The organism is Blastomonas sp. AAP53 (assembly GCF_000331245.1).
Taxonomy (GTDB): Bacteria; Pseudomonadota; Alphaproteobacteria; order Sphingomonadales; family Sphingomonadaceae; genus Blastomonas.
On sequence record NZ_ANFZ01000009.1, the window covers coordinates 771,840 to 791,239 of the forward strand.

A 19,400-nucleotide genomic window follows, 5' to 3' on the forward strand; every position below is an offset into this window, starting at 1 on the left:
TCTGAAGCTCCCCTCATAACCGTTCTGATGAGCGTCTATAACGCCGAGCGCTATGTCGCCGAGGCGATCCAGAGCATCCTTGGGCAGACCGAGGGGCGCTTCGAGTTTCTGATCGTCAACGATGGCTCGCGCGACGCCTCGGGTTCCATCCTGGATCGCTATGCCGCGCAGGACAGCCGGATCCGGGTGATCCATCAGGAAAACCGCGGGCTGATCTTCAGCCTGAACCGCATGCTCGATGAAGCACGCGCGCCGCTGGTCGCGCGGATGGACAGCGACGATGTGTCCCGGCCCGAGCGTTTTGCCGTGCAGCTGGCCTATATGCAGGCCAACCCGCAGATCGCGGTCCTCGGCACCAATACCGACGAGCTCGATGCGGACGGAGCCTTTTTTCCCTGCAGCGACTATCATCCCGAACATTCGGCAGACATCCGCGAGCGGTTGATGGTCGCGAGCACGATGTGCCATCCATCGGTCATGATGCGCCGCGATATGATCCGTGCGCTGGGCGGCTATCGCGCGGCCTTCCGCCATTGCGAAGACTATGACCTTTGGCTGCGCGTCAGTGAGCAGCACGACCTGCACAACCTGCGCGACCGCCTGTTTCTCTATCGCCGCTCGCCTGACCAGGTGAGCGAGAAGCACATCCTGGTGCAGGCGATCGGTGCTGCATGCGCCCGCTTTGCCGCTAGAGAACGCCGCGCCGGACGACCCGATCCGTTCGAAGGCGCAACCGAGCTGCCCTCGCTCGATCAGATCGATGCGGTGCTGGGTACCCGGAGCGTGGGTTCGGGCATGCGGCTGGAAGTGATCGACAGCATCAAATACTCGCCTGACGCGATGAATGGAGGCGGGCTGGCGCTGATGAAGGCGCATCTGCGCGAGGGTGGTACCAAGGACGGGTTCTGGCGCACGGCTGTCCGCATGGTGAAATTCGGCATGCTGCCCCAGGCGCTGAACCTGTCGTTTGATCTGGTGCGCTACTGACCTGACATTCTCGCGGGTATTTCAAGACGTTAATTCCTGTCACATCGGCTGTCCCGGTGAGAGACAGCGCAAATTGCTCGCTGATTTGGTAACCGTTTTGCGCTAGGGCGACGGCTGTGACGGCGATCACGCCGCCTGTATCCAGTCAAGGATAGGTCCTGCTTCATGCCTTCCGGTTTCTCCCGCTTGCTATCTGCCCAGGGCATGGGTCTGCGCGAGTGGGCGGCATGGCTGCTTGTCGCGCTGCTGGTGTCGCTGGGGGCATCGCAGATCGTGCGTGCGCAGCGGAGCGACCATCTGGATGATGCCCCGCGCTATCAGCCTGCCGACGGCCTGGCCTTTGAACGCGCGGGGGAAAACTTCCCCGGCTCTGCCTTCTATTATCTCGACGACAGTGGATCGCTGGTTCAACCGTCGCCGGCGGTGCTCTCCAGCGGCGACATCGGCCTTGGCGCGTCTGGCGCCTTCGTCCGCGGCGTGATGCTCAGCGGAACGCCCACCGACCAAGCCCGCGCGCTCCAGTGCCTGACTGCGGCGATCTATTACGAAGCGGCGATGGAGCCCGATGCCGGTCAGCAGGCAGTCGCGCAGGTCGTGCTCAATCGCATGATGCACCCCAGCTACCCCAATACGGTGTGCGGTGTGGTCTATCAGGGGTCGGAGCGGGTTACCGGATGCCAGTTCTCTTTCAGCTGTGATGGCGCGATGGCCCGGGCCCCCAGCGCGGTGTATTGGGCGCGCGCGCGCCGCGTCGCGGAACGCGCCCTGTCGGGCTATGTCTACAGCCCAGTCGGCACCGCCACCCATTATCACACCACCGAAGTGTCGCCTTACTGGGCTCCCAGCCTTGATTTTATCGGCACCATTGGCGCGCACCGTTTCTACCGCTGGAAGGGTGCAGCCGGACGCAGCGCTGCGTTCAACACCCGTTATCTGGGCGCTGAACCGTTCCCCGGCCCCAAGCCGCGTGCGGTGTTGATGCTGGCAGGCGGGAGCGATCCACTCGATCCGCTCGCGCTTGCCAAGGCCTACGAGACGGCGCGGTTGAAGGCCGAGGCAGACAATGCCGTGCATCTGGAGTCGCAGCGGCTGGGCCGGGTCGCTCCTGCCGCAGCTCAGGCGCCGGGCGCCTCCCCCAGCCCGGCTTATGCGGCGGATATAGCGCGACGCGGTGGCGATGCCGTCGTGCGAGGATCGAATCTGCCGGACAACAGCCAGATTCGACCGGAATACCGCAACAGCGGCCAGTGGATTCGCCAACCCGGCACCTGATCGCCCGGTTGCCCTTCCCTTCCTGGCGCCTTTACCAATCCCCTTTGAAACCTGCCGTGTTTACCATAGCCGGCAACCAGCTTCGCCAAAGCGCGATTAGCTTCTGTGCGGCTAAGGTCGGTAATCAGCAGATTAACCGCGCTGTCGCATGTCCCATAATGAGACAGCACAGCACGGCGGCAGGGCACGGCAAAGCTGCGGCTCGGCTGTGTCGTCCTGCCCATTTGGTTCAACATAAAACGCTTATAGATCGAGAGGTTAGGACAGCGAAGGGGGAAAAATACAGCGCAGAGCGGGCGCGGCTGGAGTGCTCATCGCCGACTGAATGCCGGGCTTCGCCAGGATTTTACATGAATCCGCCGATCCGGTGCAAATTTGCACTTAGTTAACCCCCTGCGCGGTAAGACGGTTTACGAGGAAGTAACCAAATGAAGTCTGTCGCCACTCGTACCAGCAAAGGCCCGGCCAACCCGATGCGCATCCTGCTCATCTGGACGCTGGTATCTGGCCTGCTGTTCGGGCTGGCAGAGTTTGGCGCACCGCTCGACGATGTATTTCGGGTCGCGCGCAACAAGTTTCGCGAACACGATGCCAGCGGCCAGGTGGTGGTCGTGGGAATCGATAGCGCCGCCCAGCAGGAACTCGGCGACTGGCCATGGCCCGCAGACCGCTATGCACGGATGGTCGAGCAACTGGGCAACGCTGGTGCCCGCAACATCTATTTCGATTTTCCTCTCAATGTCAGCAAGGACGACGTCCACCTGAAGCTGCTTGCCAGCACCATGGCAAAGCTCGACGGCAAGGTTCACATTGCCGCCAATTTTGCACCTGAAACCGCTGAGAACGAAAAAACCCAGCTGTTGCCGCTACCACAGCTCCGCAATGTCACAAGCCTGATCAACACCAACGTGCGGACCAATGGCTTCAACACAGTCTGGACTGTTCCGTACAGCAACCGCGTCGCCGGTATTCCCGTTCCTTCGCTCGCTTCTGCGGTCTCGGACGAAACCGGGGGCGCCGCCGAGGCTTTCCCGATCGACTATTCGATCAACATGGACTCGCTCCCGTATATCAGCGCGGCGCAGGTTCTGCGGTCCAATGCCAGCATACCCGCCGTCAAGAACCGCGACGTCGTGATAGGCACCAATGCAACGGGCATTGGCAACCGATACGCGGTTCCTGGCAATCGCCCCGCTGCCAGTGTCTTCGTGTCTGCGCTTGCTGCAGAAACGCTGCTGGCCCAGCGCCCGGTGCAATACGGCTGGTGGTGGCCATTTGCGATTGCTTTGGGGGTCTGTGCCCTGATGCTGCGCGTATCGCGCAGCAGACTCGTGCTGGGCATGCTCATCCTGCTGCCCATCTGCTCGATCGGCCTGCCGCTGGCGCTGGAAAGTCTGGGCTATTTTACCTCCATCATGCCAGCCACGATCCTGATGCTGGGCTCGATGGGGCATCTCGCCTGGAGGCTGCACCGTCAGCGCTACGATGAGCGCGGCATGATCAACGAAGTGTCGGGCCAACCCAATCTCAACGCATTGCGGGCGCTCGGCACAGACAGCCAGGACGGGCTGATCGCGGCACGCATCCACAATTATGCCGAAGCCGCAACCGCGCTGCCCGCCGCTGCAGAAAAGGAGCTGGTCGACCAGATCATCATGCGCCTGTCGCTCGGCAATGGCGGATGCAAGGTCTATCAGGGCGACGAAGGCATCTTCATGTGGCTGATTCCCGCATCGTCGATCAACAATGTCGGCGACCAGCTGGCCGGGTTGAGCGCCATTTTCCGCAGCCCCGCCAACATCTCGGGCCGACTGATCGATCTTGGCATTGCCTTTGGTGTGGATGCCGATCCGGGTCGATCGATCCAGAGCCGTATGTCGAGCGCCCTGCTGGCGTGTCAGGAAGCCCAGAATGCCGGCGAACACTGGCGCGTTTACGACCCTACCAAGCTGGAGGCGACCGAATGGCGCGTGACCATGCTGGGCGAGCTGGATGCGGCCATCGACAACGGCGAAGTGTGGGTCGCTTTCCAGCCCAAGCTGGATCTGCTCTCTGGCGAGATCTGCGGCGCCGAGGCACTCGTCCGCTGGACGCACCCTGAAAAGGGTCCGATCAATCCCGAAGAGTTCATCACAGCCGCCGAACGCCATGACCGAATCGAGAAGCTGACCGAGCATGTGCTGAACCGCGCCGTGCAGGTTGCATCCCGCCTCAACCGGGATGGCAGGAAATTCGATATGGCGGTAAACCTGTCACCCAGGCTGATCGGCCACGCAAACCTGAAACCCATGGTGATCCAGACCCTCCGCCGCCATGGCCTGGCTGCGGAACGGCTGATCCTGGAGATCACCGAAACCGCAGCCATGTCGAGCGCTGAAGCTGCGATGCAGGAGCTGCGCGACCTGCGCAGCATTGGCCTGCAGCTATCCATCGACGATTACGGCACAGGCTTTTCCACGCTCGACTATCTCAAACGCTGCCCCGCGACAGAGCTCAAGATCGACCGCAGTTTTGTTCGCATGCTGGTGAGCAGCCGCTCTGACCGGATCATGGTCAACTCGACGATCGAACTGGCGCATTCGCTGGGCGAGGAAGTGGTGGCCGAAGGCGTCGAGGATAACGAAACGTTGCAATTGCTCGGCCAGATGGGCTGCGACAAGGCGCAGGGCTATCTGATCGCACGGCCGATGCCATATGAGGCGCTGATCGACTATCTGGCGAATTATTCCTCAGCGAAAGCCGCCTGAGCAGCGTTCGCTGCCCCGCCGGTACTCCCCATTCTGCACCGGTACAGTCACGTCCGATCACGCAACCGGCTTGGCTGCGACATCCTGTGTTAACCTCTTGTTGAGCAATTTACATTCTGTTAGCCTTGTTTTGGGCGCGTATCGTATTCGCGCTCAAATAAGGAGTGCTAAAAAATGGCAAAGCGTACCAAACAGCCTGCACGCGGCTTCTGGGATTGGCTCATGGGCGGCGGCTGGAACTAATTCGGAAGATTTTTCCGTAATTTCAACCGGATGGCCTCGGCTGCAAAGCCGAGGCCATTTTTTGTGCGGACGGATGCGCTCGCCGGAAGGCGCGGTTTCATCGCACTAATGTTCAAGCAAGAACGACGCTGATGCCAAGCAACGGGGCATGCCGTTCCGCAACTGGCGATTCGAGATCGCCGACGAAACTGTAAACCAGCCCAATTAGAACCGCGCGTTTACTCTACGGCAGATAAAGCTACTTGCGCTGAAAATTCGGCGCGCGTTTTTCGAGGATCGCATCGATCGCTTCGCGATGGTCATCCATCTGCTGGAGCACGCCTTGCCAGATCGCCGCCTGATCGAGATGTTCGGCCAGCGAGACATCGCGCGCGTCCTTGATCAGCCTCTTGGTCTTGCGGATTGCTGCGGGCGGAAACTGGGCGACCATGCGCGCCAGTTCCATCGCACGCGGCATCAATTCCGCAGCCGGCACGACTTCGGAGACAAGGCCGTATAGCTCGGCCTTGGCAGCATTGATAAACTCACCGGTCAGCATCATCTGGCTGGCTTTGGCCAGTCCGACGATCCGCGGCAACAGCCAAGCCCCGCCATCACCCGGAATGATCCCCACGCGCAGGAAGCTTTCGGCAAAAACCGCATCGTCTGCAGCGATTCGGATATCGGCCATGCAGGCCAGATCGCAGCCCGCCCCGATCGCATGCCCGCGCACCGCAGCGATCACCGGAACAGACATGCGGTCCATGGTCAGCGGAATGCGCTGGATCTGCGTCTTGTACCAGTTTTCGAGCTCCATCGGGCTCATGTGCTGCTCAGCCGTCAGCGCCTTGATCTGCTTGATGTTGCCCCCCGAACAGAAGCCCGGCCCATCCCCGGTCAGCACGACGCAATCGATACCGGGGTCGGCATCGGCCACCTCCAGCGCGGCGACGAGCGCGCCGATCACCTCTTCGGACAGCGCATTGCGCGTTTCGGGCCGGTTGAGCGTGATGGTCGCGATCCGATCCTCGACCGCATATCGCACCGGCGGCGATGGTGCATCGGCCTCGCGCGCGATCCGGTCCGCGTAGGTGCCGCCGTGGAAAAGCAAGGGCGGCCTGCCCTCGCTCTCGTAATCGATGACCTCGCCCACCATGATCACATGATCGCCGCCCTCGTAAAGGTGCCGCGTGTTGCACACCAGACGCGCCGAGCAGCCGGGAATGCGTGGCGGGCCAGTGTCGCCGAAGTCCAGCCCTGCGAACTTGTCTTCGGCGCGTGAGGCAAACCGGTTCGAGAGTTCATCCTGATCGCTTGCAAGAATATGGACCGCGAACTGACCCGCCTGTTCGAACGCCGCCATGGAACGCGCCGAGCGCGCCAGCGACCACAGGACCAGCGGTGGATCGAGCGAGACGGAATTGAAGCTGTTGGCCGTGACGCCCACGGCCCTGCCTTCGGCATCGCGGGTGGTAACGATGGTGACGCCGGTGGCGAACTGCCCCAGTGCATTGCGATAGGTTCTTGGATCGAAATGGGCCATGCATGGGGATTAGCCGCACTCGCAGACCGGGCGCAATGGCCAAAGCGGTCATCGCTGCCCGACAATTCGCTTGGTCGCCTGCCGGGCGATCGGTAAACAGGAGATCGGCAGAAAACAGCGGGGGCGGCCAGAGCGATGAGTGGCGAATTTGAAGCAGCAGGCGCGATTGCCGAGGGCGGGCTATGGGCCCGCGCTGCTGAACCGAACGCCGGGGAAGCCACGGCACAAGGCCATGGCAAATGCCTCAACTGCGCAACGGTGCTCACCGGGCCGCATTGCCATCAATGCGGCCAGGCCGGCCATGTCCATCGTTCGTTCTCGGCGTTCTGGCACGATATCCTGCACGGCGTCCTGCATTTCGACGGCAAGTTCTGGAACACGCTGCCCCTGCTGGTGTGGAAGCCGGGGCATCTGACGCGGCGCTATATCCATGGCGAGCGCGCCAAGTTCATCAGCCCGATGGCGCTGTTCCTGTTCTCCATCTTCATGATGTTCGCCGTCTTTTCCTATGTCGGCTCGCCCGGCTCGGCAGACAGCGCCAAGGACGTGGTCACCGCCGATGGCGTCAAGGTTACCGGCTGGCGCGAAGGCATGCAGGCCGGGATGGTCAGGCTGGAGGCGCAGATCGAAGAAAAAACCAAGGCGATGCAGGCTCTTGGTGAAAACGATCCTGGTGCCAAAGCGCTGGCAGCAGAGGTGCGGGAGCTCAAGGCCCAGGTCAACGGCCTGTCCTTCGCGACCGAAGGCAAGGCGCGCTACCCTGATGTCCTCAACAATGGTGACGGCGAGGACGCAAGCCAGTTCGATCTGGGAGGAGAGGTCGACACCGGGTGGGAAGGCTTTGACAGGCTGGTCAACAAGCTGGCGGCAAAGGCCAACAAGAACCCTGAGCTGCTGCTCTACAAGCTGCAGTCCAACGGCTACAAATTTGCCTGGCTGCTGATCCCGCTATCGATCCCGTTCGTCTGGCTGGCCACACTCGGCAAGCGCGGCCACCGGTTTTATGATCACGCGGTGTTCACCACCTATTCGATCGCGTTCATGTCGCTGTTGTTCATCGTCGTGACACTGGCCAGCAAGTTCAATATCGCGCCCGGGTTTGTTACGGCTGCGGCGGTTTTCTACGCGCCGTTCCACATGTACCGGCAGTTGCGCCATGCCTATGGCTCATCGCGTGTAGGTGCAATGCTCCGGCTGGCGGTGCTGCTCACCTGCACCATCTTCGTCGTGACGGAGTTCATGATGATCCTCGTCAGCCTGGGCCTGATGGGCTGACCAGACGGCGCGTTCAGCTTCCGAAGAAGCGCCGCTTGATATCCTCGGCCAGCCGCGCGGGGCGCAGCGTCTCGGCATCAAGGCAGCACCAGCTCGATTTCACCTCGGCCAGAACGTCCTCGCCGCGCCGGATGATGGTCTCGTAAAACGCGCGTGCGCCGTGCACCTTTTCCAGCACCACGGTGGCGATCACCTGATCGTCCAGAAACGCCGGCTTGCGATAGGTGATCTCGTGCTTCAGCGCGACCCACAGATGCTCTGCCACTGCCTGCGGCGGGGCGATGTTCTGCCAGTGGGCAACGACCGCATCCTGCACCCATTTGAGGTAATGGGCATTGTTCACATGCCCCATGAAATCAATCTCTGAGGCATCGACCGAAATCGGGTGGTGGTGGCTTATGGCATTGGGGTTTGTCATCAGGGCCCAGTGTAGCTGGTGTCAGCAGTTTACGGAAGCGGAAATGCCGCAGACCATCACTGGCCCACGGCATTTCCACGACCCGGAATGCTGCGCTGTTCAGAAGGCGTAGCGCGCAATCACCTGGAACACGGGACCGGCTTCCTCGGCTTCGAGTTCGTATTCATCGAAGCTGCGGGTTTCCTGGTCTTCAACGGTATTGAACTTGTTGAAGACTTCGCGCTTCTTGCCGTTGAGCAGGTTGGAGCCCACCGCGCGGATGGTAAAGCTGTCGCCAATCCGCTTTTCGATGAAGATTTCCAGATCGGCACCATAGCTGGTGGTGACCTCCTCGCCGACCACACGGCCAAAGGCGTTACCCTGCTTGCGATAGGTCGCACCGAATGCCACGCCGATCGGCTTGATGTCCTGGATCGCGCCGAAGTTGTAGACGTATTTCGACTGGTCGTTGAAGCGGCGCTTGCCGAACTGGTCGGTGATCTCGCTGTCCAGATACGACACGTTGCCGAAGATGCCCGTATCGGGCAGGCCCAGGAAACCAAGGTCGGTCGAAATGTCGAATTCGACGCCATAGACCTTGCCGTCGCCGACATTGAGCGGCTGGAAGACGAAGGTGCGGTCACCTCCTTCTGCGTCGTCCTCGGAGCCCGGCAGTCCGGTGTTGGTCAGCTCAATCAGGTTCTGCACATCGCGATAGAAGAAATTGATACCGACGATGCCTCCGCGACCGATGCGCCGTTCGTAGCCCAGGTCAAAGCCCCAGGCGGTTTCGGGATCGAGCCCAGGATTGCCGAGCAGGTCGTTATCGCCCAGTTCGGCCTCCAGCAAGGCAGGCGAGATGAAATTGAACTCGGGTCGGCGATTGGTCCGCGCGACAGAACCGATGATCCGGTCGCGATCGGTGATGTCATATTTGAACGACGCTGACGGCAGCAGCTTGGAGTAATCATTACCCTGCACGCCAGCGGCGGGCACCGTCGCGTCGATGATCGTCAGGTCGGTCGTTTCATAGCGAACACCCGCCTCCCATGACAGCCCGCCATTGCGCCCCTCGACCAGCGCGAAGCCATCGATACGACGTTCTTCGATGCTGTTCACGCCGCCGGGTTCGGGGACAAGAGCAGGAAATCCGGTGCTCAGTTCGGTCGGGTTGCGCTCAAACTGGTTCCACGTGCGCGCCGAAGCGACGTTGAAACGGTTCCGCACGGCCAGGATTGATGTGTCGCGGTCCTTGTCCTGATAGAAGCCACCGAACACCAGCTTGACCTCATCGGTCAGGTCGACTGTGTGTTCCAGCTTCGCGGTGAACTCGCTGTCGTCGGTATCGACATGGGTCAGATCACCCGTGAAACGCGGCGTCGCGCGGTCGAAATCGATCTCATATTCGGTTTCGCGCTGTTTGTCGGTAAAATTGGCGTAGCCAATGCGCAGCGAGGTCTTGCCCGCTGACCATTCGTGGCTGAGCTTGCCGTCGATCGTGAAGCTTTCCTGATCGATCTCGTTCACATTGGCGTTGTCGGTAAGCAGATTGCCGCTCGCAGCCCCATTGCGCACCGGGCCGTTGACCGCCGTGGGATCATTGTATTCGAAGCTACGCTCGTCTTCGGTGCGGTCGGTGCGCACGTAAAAGCCGCGAATCTGAAAATCGGTATCCGCGCCGTCAATCTCGTAGGTGGCGTTGACCGAATAGTCCTTGCCGTCACGCGTATCGGTCTGGTCTTCCCGATTGTCGAAATCCTGCGTGGCGAAACTGGGATTGTTTTCCGGCGAATCGCTGTAGCGCAGGCTCGACTTCAACTTGGGGTTATGCCGCCCCTGGAAGTTGCCGCCGACGAGCAGACGGCCGGGACCCACCTGGCCGCCGAACACCGCGCCGAAGCTGGGCTCGAACTCTTCGTCGTCATAGTACAGCGCGCCACCGCGAACATAGCCGCCATCGAGCTGATAGCCATCGCGCAGCACGATGTTGAGCGAGCCTGCCACCGCATCACCGGTGCGGCGTGCCGAGTTGGAGCGGACGATTTCGACCCGCGAGATCAGTTCGGCGGGAATACGGTCGAGGAAGAAACTGCGATCCGCCTGGCCACCGGGAACGCGCTCGCCGTTGATCAGGATCTGCGTGTAGCCCGGCGGCAAGCCGCGCAGACGCGGGCCATCGCTTTCGATCACGTCGGAAAGGAATGTGACCGAAGGAACGCGCTTGAGGGCATCGCCCGCAGTCAGCGGCTCGAAGCGCTGAAAATATTCGGTGCCGTATTCGAGCACCGGCTCGGCACCGTCAATACGGTTGCGATAGCCGATCTGGCCCTGGACCACGATATCCTGCGATGTGACGATGGGTGCGTCTGCATCGCGCGTCGGCTGCTCGTCAGCAGCAGCGTCCTGCGCCTGGCCCAGCCCCGGGGTCAGCGCAGCCAGCGCGATCCCTGCGAGCATGGTGGCGCGCACGCGCACGGCAGCGGACGGGCCGAAGCCCCGAAATTTTGTCATATGGAAAATCCCCCGAATCAGACAGCGTTGTCGCTGTTGCAGACGGCCCGCTAACAGGGGTCCGCGACGGGTGGATGACGCGAGTATTGCGCTTTTGCGTCAGTTTGTGCGCAAAACTGTCATGAACGCGCCACATCAGCGTGGCAGCGGCGCGGTCTGGCAAATGGTTGCTGCAAAGGAATGTTCACGATGGCCGCACGTTTCCCCCTCCCCCTGCTCGGCACCAGCTTGCTGGCGCTGCTCGCCAGTGCCTGCGCGCCGTCCGAAATTCCGCTCGAGACGCGGATCGCCAATGCGTTGCCTGCTGTCGATATCGCCGCCTCAGCAGAAACCGTGCCCGTCGGCACCGCCAATGCCGATGCTGCAGATGATCCGGCGATCTGGCGCAACGCTGCCAATCCTGCCGCCAGCCTGATCGTCGGCACCGACAAGAAGGCGGGGCTCTATGTATACGGCATGGACGGCAAGGTGCGCGGATCGTCGCTGACCGGGCGCTACAACAATGTCACTTTGTTCGAGGGCGAGCATGGCATCGTCGTCATCGCCAGCGACCGCACCGATCCGGTCAATTCCAAGCTCGCGCTGTTCCTGCTCGATCCGGCGACCGGCGCCCTGTCACCGCTGGCCAGCGTCCCCAGCGGCGCGGGCGAAGGCTATGGCGTGTGCGTCACCGGCGCACCGCGCATCGCCATGGTGGGCGCGGCCGATGCCATGACCGCTTATGCCGCGATCAAGGATGGCACCGTCCGCCAGATCCAGATCAGCCACAAGGGTGGCAAGGTCGAACACACAATGGGCGCAAGCTGGAAGCTCGCGACGCAGATCGAAGGCTGCGTGATCGATCCCGCGACCGGCACCCTGTTTGTCGGTGAGGAAGATGTCGGTATCTGGAAGATCGACGTTGCCAACCCGGCGTCGGCCCCGGTGCTGTTCGCCTCCGCCGATGGCAAGGCGCTGGTCGCCGATGTCGAAGGCCTGGCCATCGCCACCAATCCGGGCGGCAACAGCTATCTGATCGCCTCGAGCCAGGGCGACAATGCCTATGCTGTGTTCGACACCGCAACGGGCCAGCTGCGCGGCCGTTTCCGCATCAATGGCGGCGCGATCGATGGCACATCGGAGACCGATGGCATCGAGGTTGCCGTCGGTGATTACGGCCCCGGCTTCGAGCAGGGCGTGTTCATCGCGCAGGACGGCGACAACGGCGGCGGCACGCAGAACTTCAAGCTGGTGAGCTGGGCGACGATCATCGCCGCCCTGGGGCTGTAGGCTCAGCCCCGCCCGCGATAGCCCGGAACCTCCTGCGGTGGCAGCCACAGCCCCGCAGGTGGTTCACCCGATTGCCAGAACACATCGATGGGAATGCCGCCGCGCGGGTACCAGTAGCCGCCGATGCGCAGCCAGTGCGGCTGCATTTCGTCGAACAATCGCTCGCCGATTCCCACGGTGCAATCCTCGTGGAACGCCTGGTGGTTGCGGAAGCTGCCCAGGAACAGCTTGAGCGACTTCGATTCGACCATGACCGCGTGCGGAGCATAATCGATCACCAGATGCGCAAAATCGGGCTGGCCGGTGACCGGACACAGCGACGTGAACTCGGGCACGGCAAAGCGCACGAGGTACGGTTTGCCGGGACGCGGATTGGGCACATAGTCCAGCGCGGCGTCTTCAGGCGAGGTCGGCAGGGGGCTGTCTTTGCCCAGAAAGCGTGTTTGGGGTTGATTGGACATGCGCCTCATCTAATGCGGCACACGGCTGATGTCATCTCCTGCCCTGCATTCAGCACCGATTAAGCGCAAAACCCGCGTGGACGGGGGCGATCATGGGCGGGTGACAGCTGCCATCACACAGGCCGCAGCGGCAAACAGGCGAATTTGGGGACGATGGGGAAGAATTTCGGCATGACCGTTCGGGACAGTGCGCTGGGGATCGCATCGCAACCTGGCAGAACCGCGCTGCTGGCGCTGGCCCTGGTCGGCACCCTCGCATCCGCACCGGCCGCATGGGCGCAGGACAACAGCCCGGGCAGCTTCACGCTGCCGCCCGGCCAGCAGCAGACCAACGAACCACCGTCGAACGTCCAGGGCCCGGTCGATTCGGAATCCACCCCGCCGCGCCGCACCGATCAGCCGGCAGAACCCGCCGCGCAGCCACCGGTCACGACGATTGCGCCGGTGCCGTTGCCCCGGCAGGAAAGGCAGCGTCCGCGCAGCACGACCCCGCCGCGCACGACGACCACCGCGCCTCGGCCCGCGCCCCGGCCCGCCCCACAGCCCGCGCCCCAGGCTGTGCGGCCACAGGCTGCCGCACCGGTCGCGCCCGCGCCGACACCAGTCGTGCCCGCTCCAACCGAGCAGCTGCCGGCCGAAACGCCCGATACTCCCGTCGCAGCGCCGCTACCGACGCCCGAGCTGCCAACGCTTCCCCTGCCCGACAGCACAGCCGAGGCAGAGATGGACCCGGCCGAAGTCGAAGACGGCGGTTCGCTTTGGTGGTGGGCCGCTGCCGGGCTGATCGCGCTGATCAGCCTGATCGTGATGGTGCTGCGCAAGCCCAAGCCTGCCGTTGCCGCAGCGGCTGCAGCACCCACCGCAACCGTGCCGACGCCGCCGCTGCGCAATTCGCGGCCGGTGGCACCGCCGCCTGCGCCCCCTGCCCCAGTCCCGGCCTCGCCCGCATTCGAACCTTTGGTGTTTCAACCCCAGGCCACGCCGGCTCGCGATCTCCGGCCTGCCGCTCCGCCGCCGCCGCCCGCGCCCCCACAGCAGCCGCCAGCATCGACGGCAGAGCTTGAGGCGCAATCGCAGGCGCTGGCCAGCGGCATCCTCCCCGATGCCGCGCTTGCTGCTGGCCCGGCCAGCACGTCCGCGCCGGTCAGCGCGCCCAAGGGCAAGCCGGTTCTGCACGATTTCGGGCAATCCGATCAGCCTGTCGAGGTCCCCCGCCTGCTGCTCGATTTCACGACGCTGGGCATCGATGTGACGTTGGTGAATGCCGTTGCGCGCTATCATCTGGGCGTCACCAACATGGCCGACATAGCGGTCAGCAAGCTCGCATTGCACGGCGCCATCATTCAGGCGCGGCGCGGCATGCCGCCTACGGTCGATCCGATGCGTGGTGACAGCCTGTTGCCGCATCTGCAGAAGATCGCCGATATCGAACCCGGCAGCACGCAAAGGTGCGAAGGCCAGATCCGCCTGCCGCTCGCCCAGATCGAACCGATCGAGATGCAGGGCCGCCTGCTGTTCGTGCCGGTGGTGCACATCTGGATTGGCTATGACGGTCCCGATGGCACCCGCTACGCCGTCACCCAGTCGTTCGTGCTGGGCGAGGAAAGCAGCCCGCCGGGACCGCGCGTCGGGCCGCTGCGGCTGGACCTGGGCCCACGCCGCTTCACCTCGATCGGCCAGCGCCCGCTGCAGCCAGCCTGACGCGACGAACTGCGCTGCGGGCGACTTGCCAACGGGCACCCGTGCGTGCCAAGCATGGATGGTATACGGAACACGCGTTCCGAGCCGAGAGGGTCCATCGATCATGCGCAGCAGGTTTGCTACTTCCGTTCTAGCCCTTTCCATCTGCCTGGCCGCTGCGCCGGTAGCCGCGCAGGAGGGTGGCAAGGCTGCTGGCAAGGGACCGGAAAAATCCACCCCGGTCGTGGCCGAACCGATGGTATCGGTGACCCGGCACAGCGGCACCTTCGGTGGCCAGCGGATCGCTTACACCGCTACCGCCAGCGACACCTATCTCAAGGACGACAAGGGCAACCCGCGGGCGCGCATCTTCTCGGTCAGCTATATCAAGGATGCGCCCGAGGCTAACCGCCCGGTGACCTTCCTGTTCAACGGCGGCCCCGGATCGGGATCGCTGTGGCTGCACATGGGTGCGTTCGGCCCCAAGCGCGTCGCCATCCCCAATGACGGCCGCGACGATGGCGCCCCGCCGTATCGCATTATCGATAACCCCGACAGCCTGCTCGATACCACCGACATCGTGTTCATCGATCCCGTCGGCACCGCCTTCTCGACGGCGCTGGGCGAGACCGACCCCAAGGAATTCTGGGGCGTCACCAAGGACGCCAAGTCGATCGCCGAATTCATCCGCATCTGGCTGTCGCAGAACAACCGCTGGAATGCGCCCAAATATCTGGGCGGTGAAAGCTATGGCACCACCCGTACCGCCGCCGTCGTCAACGAGCTTGAAGGCACGTACAACGATGTCGCGTTCAACGGCCTACTGCTGATCTCGACCATCCTCGACTTCGGCGCGCAGGCCGAGGTGCCGGGCAACGAAATGCCCTATGTGCTGATGGTCCCCAGCATGGCGGTGACCGCGCTCTATCATGGCAAGACCACGCCAGCCGCCACCGGACCCGGACCCGCCGCGCTCGCCGCCGAGGCCAAGGCGTTCGCGACCAACGAATATCTGCCCGCATTGATGAAGGGCACAGCTCTCGTCGGCGAGGAGCGCGCCGCCATCCGCGCGAAGCTCGCACGCTATACAGGCCTGACCGAACAGTATCTCGAAAGCGCCGATCTGCGCGTGACGCCGGGGCGGTTCTACAAGGAGCTGCTGCGCGATCGCGGGCTCGTCGTTGGGCGGCTCGATGCGCGCTATACCGGCAAGGATTATGACAACGCCGGCGAAACGCCCGACAACGACCCCAGCTTCTACGGCATCGACGGCAGCTATACCGCCGCGTTCAACGCCTATGTCCGGCAGGAGCTGAAGTTCAATCCCGAACGGCAATATGTCACCATCGGCGGGGTACGCGACTGGGACTGGGACTTGCCCGGCAATGGCGGCGAAGCACGCTATTACAAGAACGTCGCGCCTTACATCGGCAAGGCCTTGCGCGAGAACAGCGGCCTTCGCGTGCTGGTGGCGCAGGGCTGGTACGATTTCGCCACGCCCTTCTTCGGGGCGGAATATTCGCTGACCCGCACCGGCATGCCCACCGATCGCATCGAATATACCAGCTATGACGCCGGGCACATGATGTACGTGAACGAGACCGACCTGACGAAACTGTCTCGCGACATCCGCGGCTTCATTGGCAAGCGATGAGACGAACGGAGACGCTCACCGCTTTTTTCGCCTTATATTTGCAATGAATTCAAGGCATGTTCTTGGCTATGCTCAAGACCTTTGTTGCGGCGCTTTTGGTGCCATTCACCTTTGCCAGCGCAACTCCGCCGGTCGTAGCGCTGAAAACGCCACCGGTCGCGACCGAACGTTTCGTCATCGCCTGGTTGCCCGGCGAAGTGCGTTGCGACCGGGCCATTGTGACCCCCGAATATCTCGAGCGGCCAATGGCAACATTGGGCTGGAACAATACCGTTCAACCCGGTTCGGTGTCCTACATGTTCGATATCGATTCGAGCGGTCGTACGACCAGCATCCGCAGGATCACCAAGGATGTCCGCGCCATTGGATCAGACGACATCGCACCCTCGCTTGCAGCAACCCGGTTTGCTGCCGGTAGCGGACAAACCAACTGCACGATTCTGTATGTGCCGCGCCAGTCGAGCATCGATACCACCGCCGTCGCCGACCTCATGGCCTATTCGGTGAACGCCATCTCCGGTCCGTTGCCCAAAGAGGCATGGGAGCGGATGTATGCTGGCAGCGACTGCCGCGACGAACGCGAGCTAGGCCTTCAGGCGCGTGTGTATCCGGACTTCAAGTTCATCCCCGCGACACCTGGCGTGCGGGAATGGTCGATGGTCGGGTATGACATCAAGGACGACGGCGCGACGGCGAACATCAAGACCATCGGCGGCACCCGCAACGCCGCGCTGGATCTGGCCAGCCGCAAGGCCGTCGAGGACACCCGCTATTACAAGGGCGGGCGCAAGGCCTGCCGCTACCCCTATTGGCGCGGCCCGGCCACGCTGGCGCCCCCTGCCATTCCCGATGAGGAACAGTTCCGCCCCGCTGGCGCAACTTGCCCCCAGCGCCACGAATGGTCCGTCAAGCCGGCACTGCGCTTCCCTGAAGCCTATCGTCGCCGCGCCATCGAAGGCTGGGCCATCGTCACCTATGACGTCGCGCCATGGGGCGAGGTGTCGAACATCCAGGTGGCCGCCAGCCAGCCGACCGAGGACTTCGGCAATCAGGCTGTCATGGTGGTCCGCGCGGGCAAGGCCGTGACCACCCAGGGCTTTGTCGGGTGCACCGAGCGGGTGAAATTCGCGATGGGGCCGCGTCAGGATAACGACCAGAACTGAGCGGCCGTTCAGCCTGTCCCATACCGATCACGAGCCGCTGCGATCGTTGCGCAATTCTGCGGGCCGATTTCCGCTGTGCCTGGTCGATCAGCTGATAGCGCTAATCGATCGGAAAAAGCCGTCCTGACAAGGGTCAGATTAACCCGACGTAGAAGCTTTTTCGTCAATGACATGGATCGGTTTCAATTCCTCCGCCACTGCCCCACGCGCATATGATGACATACGGCAGGCCGGTCGGGGAAGTCGGGTCAGTACGAGGCTGGATGGCATGAACGATCTCAAGGTTTCCAACGATACGTCGGCATATGAAGTGCCTGCTGCGCTGGATGCACAAGGCAGGCTGACCGGCGCGTGCGTCCGTCAGGCGCTGACGATGATGGATACGCATGGCCTGGTCATCCTGACCGACCTGCTGTCGGACGCCGAGGCGGATATCGGGCTTGAACTGATCCGTCAGACCATCGCAAACCCGGATCGCAGCCAGTGCTCCTTCGCCAGCGAGACGGATAACCGCTATGTGCGTCGCGACTTCTGCTCGCTGCCTTCGACGCCGGCTGTCACGCGCTTTGCGGCCACCATGTGCCAGCGGCTGGAGGACGTGATTTCGGAATATTGTGGCCGGTCGCGCCCGCTGCTGGAAGTCGCCACCTTCACCAGCTATCTGGGCTCATCGCACCAATATATTCACCGCGACCCCAGCGGCGTGATCAGCCTTTTTGCTGCCGTGGAAGACGTATCGGACGAACAGGGCGGAACGGTGTTCGTTCCCGGCACGCACGCCTATGGCGGTTCCGACAATGCGCATGGCGGCCAGGCCTCGGCGCTGATGGAGCTGTTCCGAACGCAGTGCAACTGGCGGATCCTGGTTCACAACCTCAAAAAGCTGTGGAGCATGCGGAGGGACGATGCGACGCCCCTGGCACCGGGCGAGTTCTGGGACCGACTGTTTTCGCGCAAATGGGATCAGCACCAGCCCAACCTGCTGCGCTTCATGCTGGGAAAGAACTCGCAGTTCAGCCTTCGCAATCTTGGCCCGCGCATGTTGTGGAAGCTCTACCGCCACCGCAAGGCGCTGAGTGAGCTGTTTCCCCTGGTGCAGACCGCGCCGCGCAAGGGCTCGGTCATTCTCTATCGCAGCGACCTGCTCCACGCCGGACCCGACAACCGCTCGCCCGTTCCGCGCCAGATCTTCGGGATGAGCATCGCACGCGATATCATCGATACGAAATACTGGCATGATGGCTATTCGCCGCACCCCAGTTTGATGGCCCAACCGCTGAGCTTTGGTGATCTTCTGGATCATCCGGCCCTGCCCGCAACATCCAGTGTGCTGAACCACCGCCTGAGCGCGTGATCGGATCGGGTCTACCAACCGCGACCCGTGGTGGCGAACTGCGCAGAGAGCCCTTTCCAACCGGCCCCCTGGATAAATGCCGGCTTTTGACCGTGGTACAAAAAACTGCCATTTGTGCCGCCAGCGCGCCCCGCAACGATGCCCGTCGCGCACACCGGCAACATCCACAGGGAAACCCATGACCAAGACCACCCTCCACGGCATCCCCAATTGCGAGCAGTTGGGAGAGGTTGTGGCCCAGATCGCTGAGGCTTGCCGCGCGTCGTAACGACCGCTTTCAGGCTTAACGACTGGATCGCGCAATGACTGATATTGGGTGGAAAGTGGAACGGCAGGTTTGCGGCGAGGTTCCGCGACAAGCTGCCCTTCAGCCCACGTCATCATCTAGCGAGAAGGTCTCTCGCTCGATCTCCATTTTCGCACCCCGCATACGCTCGTGAGCGCAGTCGAAATGGGCGTAAATGGCCTGTGTTGGCGCTTCTACAGTGTCGCTCCATAGCCTGCTCAGTTCGACATAAAGTGCGTCGGCATGGTCGGGAGAGATACAGTCCCCGCAGAACCAACATTCGTAGCCTTCACCAAGCAGCACGTTGACGAGTGCGGGCTGCGTATCGACGGCGGTCAGCATCTCGATCAGAGCGGCACGATCACGGGCCACAAGAGCTTCATCAAAGGCGGGAAGCAATCCCGCAGCAAAGAGTCGCTCGTTCAGCGACATTCCAGAGAATCGTTCCTCGCTCATAGCTGCATGCTAACGTCCCATTGCGGGATGCGCCACAGCAGCCACAAACGGCAAAAATGGGGTCGTTTGCCGAACGGCAGCTTTTTTGACGATAGAGTGAAAAGCTGCCATCCAGTTTATCTA

Annotated in this window: 14 protein-coding genes; 9 read left to right on the forward strand and 5 right to left on the reverse strand. The window is 62.5% G+C overall.

All coding sequences use genetic code 11. The features are described from left to right. Nucleotides 1-27: 27 nt before the first annotated feature. The 3 genes from D618_RS0110660 to D618_RS19045 all read left to right on the forward strand — a co-directional run bounded on the left by D618_RS0110660 (nucleotide 28) and on the right by D618_RS19045 (nucleotide 5,006). A complete protein-coding gene (locus D618_RS0110660; RefSeq protein ID WP_017671502.1) occupies nucleotides 28-987 on the forward strand; it encodes a glycosyltransferase in 960 nt (319 codons plus the stop codon). A 165-nt stretch (nucleotides 988-1,152) separates the two neighbouring features. Beyond that, nucleotides 1,153-2,259: a cell wall hydrolase gene (locus D618_RS18220; protein WP_238550645.1), complete on the forward strand. Its 1,107-nt coding sequence runs from the start codon at nucleotides 1,153-1,155 to the stop codon at nucleotides 2,257-2,259. A 428-nt stretch (nucleotides 2,260-2,687) separates the two neighbouring features. Beyond that, the gene (locus tag D618_RS19045) at nucleotides 2,688-5,006 is read left to right on the forward strand and encodes an EAL domain-containing protein (protein WP_017671504.1); all 2,319 of its coding nucleotides are present in this window, start codon (nucleotides 2,688-2,690) and stop codon (nucleotides 5,004-5,006) included. A 481-nt stretch (nucleotides 5,007-5,487) separates the two neighbouring features. Here the strand turns inward: D618_RS19045 and D618_RS0110675 are convergent, their stop codons facing one another. Then, on the reverse strand, nucleotides 5,488-6,771 hold the full coding sequence (locus D618_RS0110675; protein WP_017671505.1) for an enoyl-CoA hydratase-related protein: 1,284 nt from the start codon (nucleotides 6,769-6,771) through the stop codon (nucleotides 5,488-5,490). Nucleotides 6,772-6,906: 135 nt separating this feature from the next. Here D618_RS0110675 and D618_RS0110680 point away from each other — a divergent pair, with 135 nt between their 5' ends. Beyond that, nucleotides 6,907-8,046 (forward strand): DUF3667 domain-containing protein, encoded by a 1,140-nt coding sequence (locus D618_RS0110680; RefSeq protein WP_017671506.1) that lies wholly within the window; start codon nucleotides 6,907-6,909, stop codon nucleotides 8,044-8,046. Between the two features lie 13 nt (nucleotides 8,047-8,059). Here the strand turns inward: D618_RS0110680 and D618_RS0110685 are convergent, their stop codons facing one another. Together D618_RS0110685 and D618_RS0110690 are read right to left on the reverse strand one after the other, a co-directional pair. Beyond that, the gene (locus tag D618_RS0110685; RefSeq protein ID WP_017671507.1) at nucleotides 8,060-8,464 is read right to left on the reverse strand and encodes a thioesterase family protein; all 405 of its coding nucleotides are present in this window, start codon (nucleotides 8,462-8,464) and stop codon (nucleotides 8,060-8,062) included. A gap of 99 nt (nucleotides 8,465-8,563) precedes the next feature. Continuing rightward, nucleotides 8,564-10,954: a TonB-dependent receptor gene (locus D618_RS0110690; protein ID WP_017671508.1), complete on the reverse strand. Its 2,391-nt coding sequence runs from the start codon at nucleotides 10,952-10,954 to the stop codon at nucleotides 8,564-8,566. A gap of 189 nt (nucleotides 10,955-11,143) precedes the next feature. Between D618_RS0110690 and D618_RS0110695 the strand changes: the two genes are divergently transcribed. Next, a complete protein-coding gene (locus D618_RS0110695; RefSeq protein WP_202949944.1) occupies nucleotides 11,144-12,223 on the forward strand; it encodes a phytase in 1,080 nt (359 codons plus the stop codon). A gap of 2 nt (nucleotides 12,224-12,225) precedes the next feature. On the opposite strand, the gene queF is transcribed toward D618_RS0110695, so the two are convergent. After that, nucleotides 12,226-12,684 carry a preQ(1) synthase gene (gene queF / locus D618_RS0110700; RefSeq protein WP_017671510.1) on the reverse strand — a complete coding sequence of 153 codons (459 nt, stop codon included), beginning with the start codon at nucleotides 12,682-12,684 and terminating at the stop codon, nucleotides 12,226-12,228. A gap of 171 nt (nucleotides 12,685-12,855) precedes the next feature. Here queF and D618_RS19050 point away from each other — a divergent pair, with 171 nt between their 5' ends. The 4 genes from D618_RS19050 (at nucleotide 12,856) to D618_RS0110720 (ending at nucleotide 18,535) form a co-directional block, all read left to right on the forward strand. After that, entirely contained in the window at nucleotides 12,856-14,385 is a 1,530-nt protein-coding gene (locus tag D618_RS19050; protein WP_051041330.1) for a hypothetical protein, read from the forward strand. Nucleotides 14,386-14,488: 103 nt separating this feature from the next. Continuing rightward, entirely contained in the window at nucleotides 14,489-16,018 is a 1,530-nt protein-coding gene (locus D618_RS0110710) for a peptidase S10 (protein WP_026091549.1), read from the forward strand. A 56-nt stretch (nucleotides 16,019-16,074) separates the two neighbouring features. Continuing rightward, entirely contained in the window at nucleotides 16,075-17,181 is a 1,107-nt protein-coding gene (locus D618_RS0110715; RefSeq protein WP_081590476.1) for a TonB family protein, read from the forward strand. Nucleotides 17,182-17,449: 268 nt separating this feature from the next. Further along, the gene (locus D618_RS0110720; RefSeq protein WP_017671514.1) at nucleotides 17,450-18,535 is read left to right on the forward strand and encodes a phytanoyl-CoA dioxygenase family protein; all 1,086 of its coding nucleotides are present in this window, start codon (nucleotides 17,450-17,452) and stop codon (nucleotides 18,533-18,535) included. Nucleotides 18,536-18,902: 367 nt separating this feature from the next. On the opposite strand, the gene D618_RS0110725 is transcribed toward D618_RS0110720, so the two are convergent. Further along, nucleotides 18,903-19,277 (reverse strand): hypothetical protein, encoded by a 375-nt coding sequence (locus D618_RS0110725; protein WP_017671515.1) that lies wholly within the window; start codon nucleotides 19,275-19,277, stop codon nucleotides 18,903-18,905. Between the last annotated feature and the right edge of the window lie 123 nt (nucleotides 19,278-19,400).

Coding starts and splice junctions, on each gene's coding strand:
- D618_RS0110660 (WP_017671502.1), top strand. CDS start 28: ATGAGCGTCTATAACGCCGAGCGCTATGTCGCCGAGGCGATCCAGAGC.
- D618_RS18220 (WP_238550645.1), top strand. CDS start 1,153: ATGCCTTCCGGTTTCTCCCGCTTGCTATCTGCCCAGGGCATGGGTCTG.
- D618_RS19045 (WP_017671504.1), top strand. CDS start 2,688: ATGAAGTCTGTCGCCACTCGTACCAGCAAAGGCCCGGCCAACCCGATG.
- D618_RS0110675 (WP_017671505.1), bottom strand. CDS start 6,771: ATGGCCCATTTCGATCCAAGAACCTATCGCAATGCACTGGGGCAGTTC.
- D618_RS0110680 (WP_017671506.1), top strand. CDS start 6,907: ATGAGTGGCGAATTTGAAGCAGCAGGCGCGATTGCCGAGGGCGGGCTA.
- D618_RS0110685 (WP_017671507.1), bottom strand. CDS start 8,464: ATGACAAACCCCAATGCCATAAGCCACCACCACCCGATTTCGGTCGAT.
- D618_RS0110690 (WP_017671508.1), bottom strand. CDS start 10,954: ATGACAAAATTTCGGGGCTTCGGCCCGTCCGCTGCCGTGCGCGTGCGC.
- D618_RS0110695 (WP_202949944.1), top strand. CDS start 11,144: ATGGCCGCACGTTTCCCCCTCCCCCTGCTCGGCACCAGCTTGCTGGCG.
- queF (WP_017671510.1), bottom strand. CDS start 12,684: ATGTCCAATCAACCCCAAACACGCTTTCTGGGCAAAGACAGCCCCCTG.
- D618_RS19050 (WP_051041330.1), top strand. CDS start 12,856: ATGACCGTTCGGGACAGTGCGCTGGGGATCGCATCGCAACCTGGCAGA.
- D618_RS0110710 (WP_026091549.1), top strand. CDS start 14,489: ATGCGCAGCAGGTTTGCTACTTCCGTTCTAGCCCTTTCCATCTGCCTG.
- D618_RS0110715 (WP_081590476.1), top strand. CDS start 16,075: ATGTTCTTGGCTATGCTCAAGACCTTTGTTGCGGCGCTTTTGGTGCCA.
- D618_RS0110720 (WP_017671514.1), top strand. CDS start 17,450: ATGAACGATCTCAAGGTTTCCAACGATACGTCGGCATATGAAGTGCCT.
- D618_RS0110725 (WP_017671515.1), bottom strand. CDS start 19,277: ATGAGCGAGGAACGATTCTCTGGAATGTCGCTGAACGAGCGACTCTTT.